This is a genomic window from Shewanella mangrovi (genome assembly GCF_000753795.1).
Lineage (GTDB): Bacteria > Pseudomonadota > Gammaproteobacteria > Enterobacterales > Shewanellaceae > Shewanella > Shewanella mangrovi.
Genome location: NZ_JPEO01000001.1, coordinates 312,564 through 327,202 on the forward strand (window position 1 = coordinate 312,564; position 14,639 = coordinate 327,202).

Here is a 14,639-nt window from a genome sequence, read left to right on the forward strand (position 1 = left end):
CTGCGATACTGCTCCTATCTAATTCAAGTAGATGAGGCAAGCGCTGCGAACCTTACACAGTGTTTGGCGTCATACATTTATTAACTCGCTGTTTTAAATTCATTTCATGGATAAATCCCTCGAAAAGCAACTCGCGCAATGGTTACGCAACCAAAAAGGCGCGTGCGGTGCTTATCTCAAATTGTCAGTGCTATTGGGTGTGTTGAACGGTGCTTTGTTAGTGGTGCAGGCTTGGCTGCTAGCGACGGTGCTTCACGGCGTGATTATTGAATATTTACCTCGTAGTGCATTTGTGGTGCATATTGGACTGTTTGCTCTGTTGATCGCGCTACGAGCGCTGGTGGCCTTCGGTCGCGAAAAAGTCAGTTTTGAAGCGGGACGGCGTTTACGTGTGCAGGTACGTGAAGCGGTATTAAGTAAGCTTACTCGCCTCGGACCAGCGTTTATTAATGGCAAGCCCGCTGGCGCTTGGGCCAGTATCGTGCTGGAGCAGATTGAAGATCTGCAGGACTTTTATGCCCGTTACCTGCCGCAGATGAGTCTCGCAGGATTCATTCCGTTGATTATTTTGTGCTGTGCCTTTCCGCTTAACTGGGCCGCAGGCCTTATTCTGCTGATCACCGCGCCGTTGATCCCACTGTTTATGATTTTGGTCGGCATGGGCGCGGCCGACGCCAACCGTCGTAACTTTAGTGCGTTGCAGCAACTCAGTGGTCACTTTATGGATCGCTTAAAAGCTCTGCCTACTCTGAAATTATTTCATCGTGCGGCGGCAGAACAACAGGCAATTGCCAAGGCATCAGAAGCGTTTCGCGAACGCACCATGGCGGTGCTGCGTCTAGCCTTTTTAAGCTCCGCAGTGCTGGAATTTTTTGGTGCAGTGTCTATTGCCGTGCTGGCGGTGTACTTTGGTTTTAGTTATTTGGGCGAATTGAACTTTGGCCATTACGGCACGCCTATCTCACTGTTTACCGGCATGTTTATTTTGATTATGGCACCTGAGTTTTATCAGCCGCTGCGCGATCTCGGCAGTCACTATCATGCCAAAGCGCAGGCGATTGGCGCAGCAGAAGCCTTAATGGAGCTGTTGAATGCTCCTGAGCCGTTAGCTGTGGGGCATACAGCGGTGCCTGCGGGGGAACTCACCATTCGTGCGCACGAGCTTAAAGTGCTGAGCATGGATGGGGTGACATTGGCCGGGCCTTTGTCTTTCACCATTGCGCCACAGCAGAAGATTGCCTTGGTCGGCCCAAGTGGCGCCGGTAAAACCAGCTTGCTGAACGTGTTGCTCGGTTTTTTACCCTATGAAGGTAGCTTGCTGGTGAATGGTATTGAGCTCAACTCACTCGATATTCACCAATGGCGACAGCACTTGGGCTGGCTGGGACAGAACCCTCAGTTGTTTCACGGTAGCATCGCTGACAACCTTCGACTTGGTCAGAGTGAACTGACTGACACCGAATTATGGCATTGGCTCGAACAAGCACGGGTTGACGATTTTGTGAAGGCGCAAGCCGATGGTTTACAGCATGCCATAGGTGAGTTTGGCGCTGGGCTGTCGGTCGGTCAGGCGCAGCGTCTATCGCTGGCCCGAACCTTGGCCAAACAGGCGCCGCTGATGCTGCTTGATGAACCGAGCGCGAGCCTCGACAGCCAAAATGAGCAATGGGTGTTGGATGCCTTGTGGAATGCATTACAAGATAGGGGCTGTTTGATGATCACCCATCGGCTGGATCAGCTCGATCGAGTCGATAGTGTGTGGGTGATGGAACAAGGCACGCTTGTGCAGCAGGGAAGTGTTGCTTCATTGTCGCAAACCGAAGGGCTGTTCCAGCGCATGTTGGCTGAGTTGCCGCTGCAAGTCTCATTGGATGAAATCGCCGACGCTGACATTGTCACAGGAGGCGTCCAATGAAAGTGTTACTCCCGTTTCTCAGTTTATTCCGTCGCCAATGGTTGATGATGAGTATTGGCTTGCTACTGACGATTCTCACGCTGGCAGCGGGCATTGGCTTGTTGTCGCTGTCGGGATGGTTTCTCTCGGCAGCAGCGGTGGCAGGCTTGAGTGGCGTTGGTATGAATTACTTCACGCCAGCGGGTGGCGTACGAGGTTTCTCGATTGCGCGTACCGCTAGCCGCTATGGCGAACGCCTAATGACCCATGAAGCTACCTTCCGCATTCTCACTGACCTTCGCCAGTGGGCATGGACATCATTATTGCCCTTAAGTGAACGTAATCTTACCTGCATGCGGCGTGCAGATTTGCTCAATCGTCTGGTGGCGGATATTGATACGCTTGATCATCTGTATCTGCGTTTGCTGACGCCACTGACGGCATTTGTGCTGATGATGTTAGCGCTATTTGGCTTTATTGGCTGGTTTGACTGGCAGTTAGCCATATTACTTTGTGGTGGGTTGCTGACGGCTTGGTTAGTGTTGCCTTTGCTGTTTTATAGATTGGGTAAAACTCCCGGTACGGCCACGCTTGAAGGTCGCAGCAGCTATCGAGTTGCGTTGTTAGCCTGGTTGGCTGGACAAGCCGAGTTAGCCTTATTTGGTGCCACTGAAAAGCAGCGTCAGCAGTTGGATGTGGTAGAAAGCCGTTGGCTGGCAAGTCAAAGTGCGATGGCCGTTGTTACCGGATTAAGCCAAGCGGCCCTGATCATCTTTCATGGTGGCATATTGCTGCTTATGCTGTGGTTTGCCGCTGACGGAGTGGGCAGTGCTGTGCCGCCGGGGCCGATGATGGCGCTACCAGTGTTTTGTGCGCTTGCCGTGTTTGAGATGATGATGCCGCTGGCAGGTGCTTTTCAGCATCTGTCATCCTGTTTGTTAGCGGCTGAGCGTGTGAGCGAGCTGACATCGCAACAGGCGGATATTACCTTCCCAATCACGAGCTCTGCCACTGCCCATCAAGGTGCAATTGAGCTTCAAAACATCGTCTTTGGCTACAACGAACAGCCTGTTCTCAACCAGCTTAATCTGAATGTGGTCGCTGGAAGCAAAGTGGCACTGCTGGGAAAAACCGGCTGTGGTAAGTCGACGCTGTTGGCGTTAATTACACGACAGTGGCAGGTGCAGCAGGGACAAGTCTTGCTCGATGGCACACCGGTTGAGCAATTTGATGAAGCGACGCTCCGTAGTGCGATGACAGTTGTTAGTCAGCGAGTCGCGTTATTGGCCGGTAGCCTGCGCGATAACTTACAGTTGGCCGTGACAGACAAGGTTGACGACACGCGGTTGGCTGAGGTGTTAACTCAGGTAGGCTTGGCGCATCTGCTCGAAGGACAAGGGCTCAAAGCTTGGATTGGCGAAGGTGGCCGACAACTTTCCGGCGGCGAGCAACGCCGTATCGGCGTTGCGCGGGCGCTGTTACGTGATGCCCCCATCTTGCTGTTGGATGAGCCAACCGAAGGTTTAGATCGCCGTACGGAACAAGAAATCCTGAAATTGTTATTTGCTCATGCAAGCGGCAAAACCATGCTGATGATCAGCCACCGTCTGACCGGTATGGCCGAGATGGATTGCATTCATCTGTTGGACGGCGGCGCGGTGAAAGCTTCTGGGACGCATTTGCAATTATTGTCGAGTGAACCCGCCTACAGCGCGCTGTACAACAAATTACATTAGCAATTTCGCCGTATAAAAAAGGACGCGTAACAGCGTCCTTTTTTGTTTGATGATTCAGTACCGAGTGTCAGCGATTCAGCTTTTTGGAAAACGCGAGGTAACGGTGAACCTCTTCAGCCGGAAACATCAGCTGCTCATTTTCTTTGACGCTGGAGAGTAGGTTCTCGCGGGCATAGCGCTTTATGGTGGAGGGGGTCTTGTCTAGTAATGCACACACTTCATCTAGGGTCAGCATACAATTGTTCATGACAGGGCTCCTTTGGAAAATCACCGCGAAAGTATAGTCAGCCGTGCGTGTGTTTGCTTAATGTCGTTGTCGCGATAGCTTAGCGGCCAGCACCAGAAAATGTGATTTTAATCTTTTGATACTGCTTTTTAATCCAATCTGGCGTTTTTCTGTGTTAACGTCTTTGCTTCGCACTCGTGGTCGCCTTCCTACACGGCCGCGAATAACAATTGGAAGACAACAATAATGAAAATGAAAAAGTGGATTAGCAGCATTGGCGTGCAAGTCGTCATTGCCATGCTGATTGGTGCTGCGGTCGGTCGCCTGATGGGCGCAGATGCCGCAATTTTCGCACCGCTAGGAACCCTATTTATTTCGCTAATCAAAATGTTAGTGATCCCATTAGTGTTGGTGGCGATTGTGTCTGGCTCGGCCAGTCTCGGCAATACTCCATCGGCGGGTAAAATTGGTATCGGCACATTTGTGTTCTTCTTGGCAACGTCAGCCATTGCGGTTGTGTGGGCCTTGTTGATGGGACACTGGTTTGAGCCGGGTGTATCGGTTGATTTTAGTAACCAAGCAACCCATGACTTGATGCAAATCACCGCCAAACAAGGTGAGTTGCCGGGTGCGGTCGAGACGATTATCGGTATGATCCCAACCAATGTGTTTGAATCGCTGACTAGCGGCAATATTCTGCAGATTTTGGTGTTCAGTATCTTCTTTGGCATTGCGTTAACCAAAGTTAAAGGCGAGGGCGCTGCTGCGCTGCAACGCGGCTTACAAACCGTTTTAGATGCTTTGGTGTGGATGATCACCAAAGTGATGATCATTGCGCCGCTGGGCGTATTTGGTCTGATGGCTGAAGCTGTGGGCACTTACGGCTTTGACCGTCTGAAAGTGGTGCTCGATCTGTTCTGGGTCTACATTGTGGCGATTTTAGTGTTTGCCTTTATTGTCTACCCATTGCTGGTGCAGTTGCTGTCTCCGGTGTCGGCACTGAAGTTCATCAGCTTGATGAAAAAGCCGCAAGTTATGGCACTGTCAACTGCATCATCTATGGCCACGCTGCCAGTGAATATGCAAACGGTGGAAGAAGAGTTTAAAGTCAGCAATGCTACCGCGTCATTTGTGCTGCCGCTGGGCGCCACCATTAATATGACCGGCAATGCGATTTATTATGGCTTAGTGGCGATTTTCTTCGCGCAGATGTACCACATCGATTTAAGCATGACCGCCTATGCTGCGATTATTTTGACGTCGACACTCGGCGCAGTTGGTCAGGCCGGTGTACCTGGGCCGACTTTCTTGGTGGTTGCCGTGCTGCTATCGGCGGGTATTCCGATTGATGGATTACCTCTGCTGTTTGCGTTGGATCGTATCTTTGACATGATCCGCACGGCGCTGAATATCTCAGGTGATGCCGCGTGTGCCATCATTATGGATAAGTACGCACCGAAAGATGTTGAGTAACCAGCTGATTTAATAGAAAAGCCACCGCATGCGGTGGCTTTTTTGTGGCGAGTTAGGCTGAAATCTTATTCCGCATCACCCAGTGATAACAAGGTGGCGTTGCCGCCAATTGCCGTAATGTTATTGGTGCGGGTTTTCTCAGTGACAAAGCGCTGCAGGTAGTGAGGTCCACCGGCTTTTGGACCTGTGCCAGACAGTCCCTGACCACCAAAAGGCTGAACGCCGACTACCGCACCGATTTGGTTACGGTTGATATAGACGTTGCCCACATTCACTTTATCTGCAACTGCGAGCGCTTGCCCTTCGTTACGGCTGTGGATGCCGAGGGTCAGGCCATAACCTGTGCTATTGATCTCATCAATCACCTTCGGCAAGTCTTCCGCTTGATAACGTACGACGTGCAAGATTGGCCCAAACTGTTCTTTCTCCAACACCTTAATCGAGTTGATTTCAACCGCGGTCGGTGCCACAAAATGGCCGTTGGCGCAGTTGGCTGGTAATTCAACTTGCTTCAGCAGTTTGCCCACTTGCTTGATGTGCTCAATATGGCCGGTCAGGTTCGCTTTAGCGGTTGCATCAATCACAGGGCCAACATCCGTTTTCAGTTCGCCCGGATGGCCTATAGTCAATTCATTCATCGCGCCTTTGAGAATATCCAGTGTGCGCTCGGCAATGTCTTCTTGCAGGTATAACACTCGCAGCGCAGAGCAGCGTTGACCCGCACTGGTAAAGGACGATGCCACAACATCATTGACCACTTGCTCAGGTTGCGAGGTGGAGTCGACCACCATGGCGTTCTGCCCACCGGTTTCGGCGATCAACGGAATGATGGCACCTTCGCGGTTAGCGAGTGCACGGTTAATCGCTTTGGCCGTTCCAGTCGAACCGGTAAAGCATACACCGCCGATACGCTCATCGCTGGTGAGCTTGGCGCCTACGCTGCCAGCACCAGGTAGATATTGCAGTACATTGCTAGGAATACCGGCTTCATGCGCAAGTTGCACGGCGCGGTAGCCAATCAAACAGGTTTGCTCGGCGGGTTTGGCAATCACGGTATTACCCGTTGCTAACGCTGCAGTGATTTGGCCAAGGAAAATCGCCAATGGGAAGTTCCATGGACTGATACAGACGAATACGCCGCGGCCTTGCAGGAACAGCTCGTTCAGCTCGCCAGTTGGGCCTTGCAGCAATTCAGGCTTGGCCATCATTTTCTTGGCATTGATAGCATAGTAACGACAGAAATCGACCGCTTCACGCACTTCATCGATACCATCTTGCAGACTCTTACCTGCTTCGCGAGTACAGAGGGCAATCAGTTCATCGCGGTGTTCTTCAAGCAGATCGGCCAGTTTTTGCAGAGCGGCAGCGCGCTGCTCGACTGGCGTACGGCACCAGTCAGAAAACGCGGCGCTGGCACTCGTGAGAGCTTGTTCGATAGCGGCATCATTGGCATGTACCACGGTGCCAACTTGCTGGGTAGTGTCATAAGGGCTAACGACCGCTTGCTCACTACCTGCGAGAATTTTGCCATCGACTAACGGTGCCGCTTGCCACTGTTGAGTCTTGAAGGTTTCCAATGCTTTAAAGAACGGCGTTGATTCTGAAATAATGTTCATATTCAATCCCTTGGAGTTTTTACGTTGGCTGCCGTAGATATCAGCAGGTAGCGCGATTTTGTTATTTGCCAGGGTTGCGTATTTTGTCGCAGCTACAGCAGGATGCTGGATCAACGACTCAATAGGGGTTTTAGGGTCGATTAATTTATGCACAAACGAGCTGTTAGCGCCGTTTTCTAGCAGACGACGGACCAAGTAGGGTAGCAGGTCTTTGTGCGCACCAATTGGCGCATAGATGCGTACAGTGAGCGATTTAGACTCGGCCAGTAGCGTGTCATATAGCTCCTGTCCCATGCCGTGTAAGCGTTGAAACTCAAACTGACGTTGACCCGCAATATCGATAATGGCCGACACCGTTTGGGCGTTATGAGTCGCAAATTGCGGATAGATGGCACCCGCGGTTTTTTCTGATAGCAAAAAGCGCGCACATGCCAAATAGGACAAGTCGGTATTGCTCTTACGGGTATACAGCGGATAACCGGACTCGCCAGCTTGTTGTGCCCATTTGAGTTCACTGTCCCAATAAGCGCCTTTAACTAAACGCACCGGAATAATATCGCCTTGGGTATGAGCCAGTTTGTTAATCCAGGCAAGGACGGGCAGCGCGCGTTTGGAATAGGCTTGCACCACGAGTCCAAGTAATCCCCAGCCTTTAGCTGCATCGGAAGTGTAGAGCTTTTGGAACAACTCTAACGATAGCTCTAAACGGTCGACTTCTTCAGCATCAATCTGAATGCCGACATTGAGACGCCGAGCGTGCTCAATGAGGCGAATGACGGTGTCGTAGAGTTCGGTCATTACCCGATCTTTGTTGGCCACTTCATAGCGAGGATGCAGCGCCGACAGTTTTATTGAGATGGTGGGACGTGGCGCTAGGCTTTCATCGTACTGATTGGCGCCGAGTTCAGCGATGGCGTGCGCGTAGTCGTTATAGTACTTCTGCGCGTCTTTGGCGGTTAATGCCGCTTCACCAAGCATATCGTAAGAATGGGTATAACCCAGTTTACGGCTGGCTTCGCTATTTTTCAGCGCTTCTTTAACGCTGCGACCCAGCACAAACTGCTTGCCCATGATTTTCATCGCCGCGTACATCGCTTGGCGGATCACGGGTTCACCGACACGGTTAACTAAGCGTTTCAGCAGGTTGCTGGGCGTACCGTCGATGTTTTTATCTAACTTAATGATTTTGCCAGTGAGCATTAAGCCCCACGTGGAGGCATTCACCAGCACTGAATCGCTTTTAGACAGGTGTTCATCCCATTTGGCGCCAGACAGCTTGTCGTCAATCAGCGCATCAGCGGTAGCCGCATCAGGAATACGCAGCAAGGCTTCGGCTAGGCACATTAAAATAATGCCTTCCTGAGTTTCTAAACTGTATTGCTGCAAAAAGGCGTCGATGCCGACCATTAAGCCTTTTTTATCATATTGACGTACTTTGCTGACGAGGTCGTGGGCACCTTGGGTCACTTTAGTGATGGTGGCGTCATCCGCCGGTACCAGCTTAATCAACTCTTTAAGGTACAGTTCCTCATCCACGATGTAATTGTCGCTGATGGCGGTAAAGAGTTCGTCGAGAGTGGCATTGTCATAATAGCCAGCAAGTATTTCGCTCGCTTTAAACATAATTTTTATCCATCCAAGCCAAGAGGCAGTTAAGGGCTGCTAAACATCTCAGATGCGAATAGCGCTTATAGTTTTTATTGACCATCAGGCGCTTGCGCGCAGCGATTATACCTACAAAATGTGATCTAGGGCACTTACTGAGATGCTATTCGCATCGGCGTTTAGTTACCAAGTTTTTCAAATTGATTTATATAACAAAAACAAAAAAGGCAGTGTTTGAAAACACTGCCTTTGTCAGCAAATATGTACGCTTAAAACCAACGGTCGCGCTTTTTCGCCCGTGGGCGAGGCAGATACACTAACACCACCGCAATTAAGGCGCCGATAGCGGCAATTAAGCCACCTTCACGCCACATTTTGTATTGCGCATCGTCGTGCAATGCTGTGAGTTGCTGCTGCGCTTCATCACGGTCTTTAGTCGCTTGCGACAGCGCTTGCTTGGCTTCAGCCAGCTGAGATTTCAATTCATCAATCTGCGAGCTTTCTTGTGCTTTGGCGCTGATGGCTGACTGCATCTGTTGCTGAGCCTGTTGCAACTGACTTTGCAGATCCGGCAATTGATAACGGAAGGTTGTATGTTGCGTTAGAAAATCGGTTTTAACCCAACCCTCGCGTTCTTTGTGATCGATGATTTTACTGTAGTCACCGTCAGTTTCACCCGTCAGGGTAATTTTTTGCCCAGCCTCAATACTGCCCAGTATACGGTATTGATTGCCCGGACCACCATGGATGTAAATGTAGATATCGTCGGAAATGTAGCCCGTTTGTTCCTCAGCAATAGTGGCTGATGCGAACAGCAGTGTTCCAATGAGTAAAATCCCTCTTAGCACGGGTGAAGTCTCAGTCTGTAAATGTTGAGCCCATGCTAGGGGATCTTGCCTTGAAAATGCAAGAGGGAAGCGCAATGGCTTCCCTCTTATCAGCTTGATTTGTCCTGAATTTACTCAGCAAGTATGCCTTAGCTGAACACACCCTTAATGGTGAAGAAAAACAGGATAGATAAACCGGCACCAGCCGGTAGGGTCACGACCCAAGACACCACGATGTTGCGTACAACGTTGATGTTGATAGCGGCGATACCGCGAGCCATACCGACACCTAATACCGCACCTACCAAGGTTTGTGTAGTAGAAATTGGCAAACCGGTACCTGAAGCGATAACTACCGTACTCGCCGCAGCAAGTTCCGCCGCAAAACCACGGCTTGGCGTTAAGTGAGTAATGTTCTTACCGATGGTTTGCATTACGCGCTTACCGAAGATAGCCAAACCACAGACAATACCGAAAGCACCTACTGGCAGAATCCACCAGACTAAAGGTGATTTACCGGCGATTTCGCCACCGCTGCTAACGACTGATACCACTGCTGCCAACGGACCAATCGCGTTAGCTACGTCGTTAGAACCGTGGGCGAACGCCATACAACAAGCGGTCACAATCATCAGAATGCCAAACACTTTTTCTACGTTGTTGTAGTTAGCTTGACGTTCATTTTTTTCGTTCATCTTTAGACGTTGAATGACAAACTTGCCACACAAACCCACGATGACAGCGATAATCAGTGCAACACCATAGGCTTCGCTGGTTTCAAGTTTTAAACCAACGTGTTTCAAACCTTTAGTGATCGTCACCAGCGACATGACAAATGCCGCAATTGCCATGTAAAACGGGACATACTTTTTCGCGTTGGCCAGTGGATCTTCAGTGTTGAAAATCAACCTTTGAACACTCTGGAAGATACAGAACGCGATAAAGCCTGATATTGCTGGCGTTACAATCCAAGAGCCGACAATACCAACCACTTTGCCCCAAGATACGGCATCACTGCCGACACCAACCGCCGCAAAGCCGATGATAGCGCCCACAATAGAGTGAGTGGTTGACACTGGCCAGCCCAAGGCTGACGCTACAACCAACCAGATACCCGCTGCCAGCAATGATGCAATCATGCCGTAAACCAGTAACTCTGGTGCGTTAACAAAGTATTGAGAATCGATAATGCCTTTGCGAATAGTACTGGTGACTTCACCACCAGCAAGATATGCACCGGCAAATTCAAAAATCATTGCGATGATAATCGCTTGTTTGATGGTTACTGCGTTGGCACCTACAGATGTACCCATCGCATTCGCTACGTCGTTGGCTCCAATACCCCAAGCCATAAGAAATCCAAAGAGTGCAGCAATTCCGATCAACCAAGGACCGTTAGTTACTAATACCTCAACCATACTGTAACCTTGTAATGTTATTCTTTTTTAAACGCGAGCTAACATCAGCTCAAGACGTGAACCAACCCGTTCCGCAAGATCTGCTAGGTCTCCGACCCATTCAATTACCTTATAAAGGATCATTACGTCGATTGGATTCAAGCCTGGCTCCAGCGCATAAAGTTGACGGCGGATCTGGATTTGCAGATCATCAGTGTCTTCTTCAATGAGGTCGAGCTCGCTGATCATCTTGGCAACCAACTCTACTTCGCGGCCACGGAAGCCCGCTTCAAGCAGATCGTCAAGTTCGTTAATCGCTTCTTTTGCCAATGCAACAGCGTCTAAACAGCGTTGCAGATAAGCAATGAAAGGAGTTTGAATTGCTTGTGGTACAAGCAGTTGACGGCCGATAACACGACCAGAGATGTCTTTAGCCTTGTTGGCGATCTTGTCTTGTTGGGTTAACAGTTCCAACAAGTCGGTACGCTCAACGGGCATAAACAAACCACCGGGCAATGTCAGACGAATTTCACGCTTCAATGTATCAGCGTCTTTTTCTTCCTGACTGATGGTTTTACGAATGGTGACTGCACTGTCCCAATCTCCGGCAATGGTAGCTTCAAAAAAAGGTACCAGCAAAGAAGCACAATCGTATACTTTGTCGATATGCTCTTGCAGCGGTTTAATCGGCGACTTGGCGAACACGCCTAAAATAGAGTTTACTGGCATAGCCGTTTACCTACTCAGCTTAGTTCCACTATTGGAAACGCGGGCGAATGTTAACCCATGCGTTCTGTTATTGAAACTGTGATTTTCACTCGGTAACGATAGTTTTGATATATTTGGGTTATATATCAAGGCCGCGAAGAGTAAGACACTTTTATGACAATTGTGTGACATAAAGGTGTATGTATGACAATTTTATTATGATTTGATGACGAAGTGAGCCATTTACAGCATGTCAAATAACCAACAAACTCAAGAAATAGAACTCAAATTACTGCTGCATCCCGATCATATTTCTGCATTAAAAAACGCGATAAATCAACTGGCTAATCTTAAACATGGCGAAGAGAAAGTATTAGTTAACCGCTATTTTGATACGTCGGAGCTCGCGCTGCGTCAGTTAGATATGGGGTTGCGGGTGCGCGGTTGTAATGGGGCTTTGGAACAGACGATAAAAACAGCAGGTCAGGTTGTCGGTGGTTTGCACAGTCGCCCAGAATACAATGTGGATATCAGCACTGATGAACCAAATTTAATCTTGTTTCCGGCTGATATTTGGCCCGCATCAACGGATATCGAGCTGCTGCAGCAGCAACTTAAGTGTATTTTTAGTACTGATTTTACTCGTACCACATGGCTAATCCAGCACGACAATGCTCAGGTTGAAGTGGCCGTTGACCAAGGTTGGGTGGCGGCAAACGGCAAGCAAGAGCCGATTTGTGAACTGGAGTTTGAGCTGTTTTCTGGCAATGCTGCCACCTTATTAATGTTGGCGCAGCAAGTTGCCACAGTTGTGCCTGTACGTTTAGGTAAGGCGAGTAAAGCGCAGCGGGGCTATCGTTTGGCTGGACAACAACAGCCGCAAAAGCCGGATGCTACGCTAGTGGATGGTATGTCGTTAGGGCAATGGCTGAATAGTTGGCAAACCTTAGAGGATGCGATGAGCTGCTTTGCTGATGATGCTGAACTCTGCCAGCAGTATTGGCAGTGGTTGACAGACTTGTTAGCCGCTTTGCCTCGCGTATTGGGGGAACGTGCATTGGATGAGTCGATTAGCGGATTAGCGCTGTGGCTGATCGGTGCATCGCTACAAGACGAGGAGATTGCGCCAACGCTGCAACTGGCGCATTTGCAGCAAGATTTACGTTACGGACAACTGCAGTTGCAATTAATGCGTCTGCTTTTGCTTAAATCTGCCTAAGATACACGGCTAACGGCGGTGCCCAATTGTCGTTAGCCTTCGCTATTATTCGTTTGGCTTTGACTCAGAGGTTGCTGTTGGCGCCTGAGATGATTGCGCCGTTGCCAATTCAAGTTTTAAGTTAGCTATTTCGTTCATCATCTGTTGCTGGTTTTGCTCCATGCGACTCAGCACCACATCAATCTCTTCACGCATCTCTTTGCGCTGGCTTTCGCGGTTCTCTTCTTCATCTGGCGCCACAAACAAAGATGCCATATAGCCGGATATAACCCCGAAGAAGCTAACACCGCAGATAATGACGACACCACCAATCACGTGTCCAACGGTGGTGACCGGATAAAAGTCACCATATCCGACTGTAGAAATGGTGACTAACGACCACCAAATGGCATCCTCAGCAGATTTGATATTGGCGCCATCTATGCCGTTTTCCACCAGTAAAATGAGTACCGATGAAAAGGCGATAATAGTGACCATCGCCACCATTAAACTGGCCAGCGTTGCTTGTCTGCGTTGTTTCAGCAGCATGGCAAAGAGTGAACGACTCATGCGGATGAGGCGGATCACCCGCAAAATTTGGAATAATCTGGCAAACCGTAATGGTTCGATGGCAGGAATACTGGCGATAAAATCAACCCAGTGCAGCTTTAGATAATGCTTTTTGTCATGGGCCTGAAATAGACCGACAAAAAAATGCAATAGAAAGATCACACAGATGCCAGTGTCGATGAGAAACAGTAACCGTTTAGTTTCCTTATCCAAGGGGACAAAGGTCATCAGTATGATCAAAATGACCGATACGAACGACAGCAGCATCATTGCTAACTCAAACGGGCTGATAACTTCGTTTGCTATGGACCAACGGTATTTGTGTGCCATGATTTTATTGCAGTTTTTGTCACGATAATGACAGGTTAAAAAGAATAACCCTGACTGTAAATGGCGAATTTATTCCTGTTCGTTGACGTAACAGACTAAATCTTCAAGTACGCGCTTTTTGATATCGAGTTGTGCATCAACAGGTAAGCCATATTTCTCGGCGAGTTGCACATAATCTTCAGCGCTCAAGGAAACCGTTAGGCGAGGGCGTTTGGGGCGGCGTGACACGCTAAGCCCCAAAATCATGCGGATTTGATCAGATGGGCTAACCCCCCGGTCCAACGCTGCTTTGCGAATGGAATACTGGAAATTTTCATCCAAGTCGAACGCGACCTGAGTGGCTTTGGCGGCTTTTTGGTTTTGCAGCCATTTTTCCGGTAATGGGTGGTCTTTACTCATTGATATTTACTCTCCGGGCCAGTATTCGCGAATATCACTCAATGGTCGATAGAGTGTCAGCATGACATCAGTGTCACCGCCTTCATACACTTCTATCTCGATGGCGTGAGATTCCTGGCTATCCAATAACTCATAGGATTCAAAAGGTTCACCGGGATTATTTTCCATATATTGAGAAGGTTTACCATTGCGGTAATCTTTTTTATGGAAATATCCGAACTGGGCAAAACCTGTTTGGTAGTACTGCTTACCGAGCCATTGTTCAAACTGAGCGGTTTCGTTTTCGATTGGCAGTGGTGCCAATTCTGCTTTACCGGGTTCTTCAAAAATCTCGGCAAAAGCATCCATATCGAACAGCGCTTCAACATCTGCACGGTGCAGTTTAAGCGAAAAACTCAACCAGACTTCGTCGTCTTCATCGAGTCCCATGAACAGAGTATCACCAAGTTTGCCTTTCAGCACCCATTCAGGAGAGTGTTCGCGTTCAAATTCATAAGTATTGACCGCTTCTACACGCAACTGCTGCCCCCGCAGTTGCGGAGGCAGGGCAAAGCTGTCGTCAAGGGAGATCATATCACCGACATTGAGCTGTGACGGATGATTCAGCTTCCGTGCTGGCGTTGTCTCGTCGCTGCCAAACAGCTTGCCAAAGAAGCCCAT

The 14,639-nt window shown here is 49.3% G+C and carries 12 protein-coding genes; 4 read left to right on the forward strand and 8 right to left on the reverse strand.

Annotation, left to right across the window (positions count from 1 at the left end; genetic code table 11):
* Window positions 1-106 precede the first annotated feature (106 nt).
* A complete protein-coding gene (gene cydD, locus HR45_RS01255; RefSeq protein ID WP_037438902.1) occupies window positions 107-1,915 on the forward strand; it encodes a heme ABC transporter permease/ATP-binding protein CydD in 1,809 nt (602 codons plus the stop codon).
* Window positions 1,912-3,630 carry a heme ABC transporter ATP-binding protein/permease CydC gene (gene cydC / locus HR45_RS01260; protein WP_037438904.1) on the forward strand — a complete coding sequence of 573 codons (1,719 nt, stop codon included), beginning with the start codon at window positions 1,912-1,914 and terminating at the stop codon, window positions 3,628-3,630. The genes cydD and cydC overlap by 4 nt, the downstream gene beginning before the upstream one ends.
* A gap of 67 nt (window positions 3,631-3,697) precedes the next feature.
* On the opposite strand, the gene HR45_RS01265 is transcribed toward cydC, so the two are convergent.
* Window positions 3,698-3,877 (reverse strand): helix-turn-helix domain-containing protein, encoded by a 180-nt coding sequence (locus HR45_RS01265; RefSeq protein ID WP_037438906.1) that lies wholly within the window; start codon window positions 3,875-3,877, stop codon window positions 3,698-3,700.
* 225 nt (window positions 3,878-4,102) lie between these two features.
* Here HR45_RS01265 and HR45_RS01270 point away from each other — a divergent pair, with 225 nt between their 5' ends.
* Window positions 4,103-5,329, forward strand: coding sequence for a dicarboxylate/amino acid:cation symporter (locus HR45_RS01270; RefSeq protein WP_037438908.1), 1,227 nt, complete (start codon window positions 4,103-4,105; stop codon window positions 5,327-5,329).
* A gap of 65 nt (window positions 5,330-5,394) precedes the next feature.
* On the opposite strand, the gene putA is transcribed toward HR45_RS01270, so the two are convergent.
* The 4 genes from putA to HR45_RS01290 all read right to left on the reverse strand — a co-directional run bounded on the left by putA (window position 5,395) and on the right by HR45_RS01290 (window position 11,503).
* Window positions 5,395-8,568, reverse strand: coding sequence for a bifunctional proline dehydrogenase/L-glutamate gamma-semialdehyde dehydrogenase PutA (putA, locus tag HR45_RS01275; protein ID WP_037438910.1), 3,174 nt, complete (start codon window positions 8,566-8,568; stop codon window positions 5,395-5,397).
* A gap of 251 nt (window positions 8,569-8,819) precedes the next feature.
* Window positions 8,820-9,398, reverse strand: a complete 579-nt coding sequence (locus HR45_RS01280; protein ID WP_037438912.1) for a TIGR04211 family SH3 domain-containing protein — start codon at window positions 9,396-9,398, stop codon at window positions 8,820-8,822.
* Window positions 9,399-9,526: 128 nt separating this feature from the next.
* A complete protein-coding gene (locus HR45_RS01285) occupies window positions 9,527-10,795 on the reverse strand; it encodes an inorganic phosphate transporter (protein WP_037438914.1) in 1,269 nt (422 codons plus the stop codon).
* A gap of 27 nt (window positions 10,796-10,822) precedes the next feature.
* Window positions 10,823-11,503 (reverse strand): TIGR00153 family protein, encoded by a 681-nt coding sequence (locus HR45_RS01290; protein ID WP_037438916.1) that lies wholly within the window; start codon window positions 11,501-11,503, stop codon window positions 10,823-10,825.
* A 229-nt stretch (window positions 11,504-11,732) separates the two neighbouring features.
* On the opposite strand from HR45_RS01290, the gene HR45_RS01295 reads away from it, so the two are divergent.
* A complete protein-coding gene (locus HR45_RS01295; RefSeq protein WP_037439387.1) occupies window positions 11,733-12,701 on the forward strand; it encodes a CYTH domain-containing protein in 969 nt (322 codons plus the stop codon).
* A 45-nt stretch (window positions 12,702-12,746) separates the two neighbouring features.
* Here the strand turns inward: HR45_RS01295 and HR45_RS01300 are convergent, their stop codons facing one another.
* The 3 genes from HR45_RS01300 to HR45_RS01310 form a co-directional block, all read right to left on the reverse strand.
* Complete coding sequence (locus HR45_RS01300) at window positions 12,747-13,580, reverse strand: ion transporter (RefSeq protein ID WP_037438918.1); 834 nt, start codon at window positions 13,578-13,580, stop codon at window positions 12,747-12,749.
* A gap of 69 nt (window positions 13,581-13,649) precedes the next feature.
* Window positions 13,650-13,979 carry a hypothetical protein gene (locus HR45_RS01305; RefSeq protein WP_037438920.1) on the reverse strand — a complete coding sequence of 110 codons (330 nt, stop codon included), beginning with the start codon at window positions 13,977-13,979 and terminating at the stop codon, window positions 13,650-13,652.
* 6 nt (window positions 13,980-13,985) lie between these two features.
* Window positions 13,986-14,639 carry a hypothetical protein gene (locus HR45_RS01310; protein WP_037438922.1) on the reverse strand — a complete coding sequence of 218 codons (654 nt, stop codon included), beginning with the start codon at window positions 14,637-14,639 and terminating at the stop codon, window positions 13,986-13,988.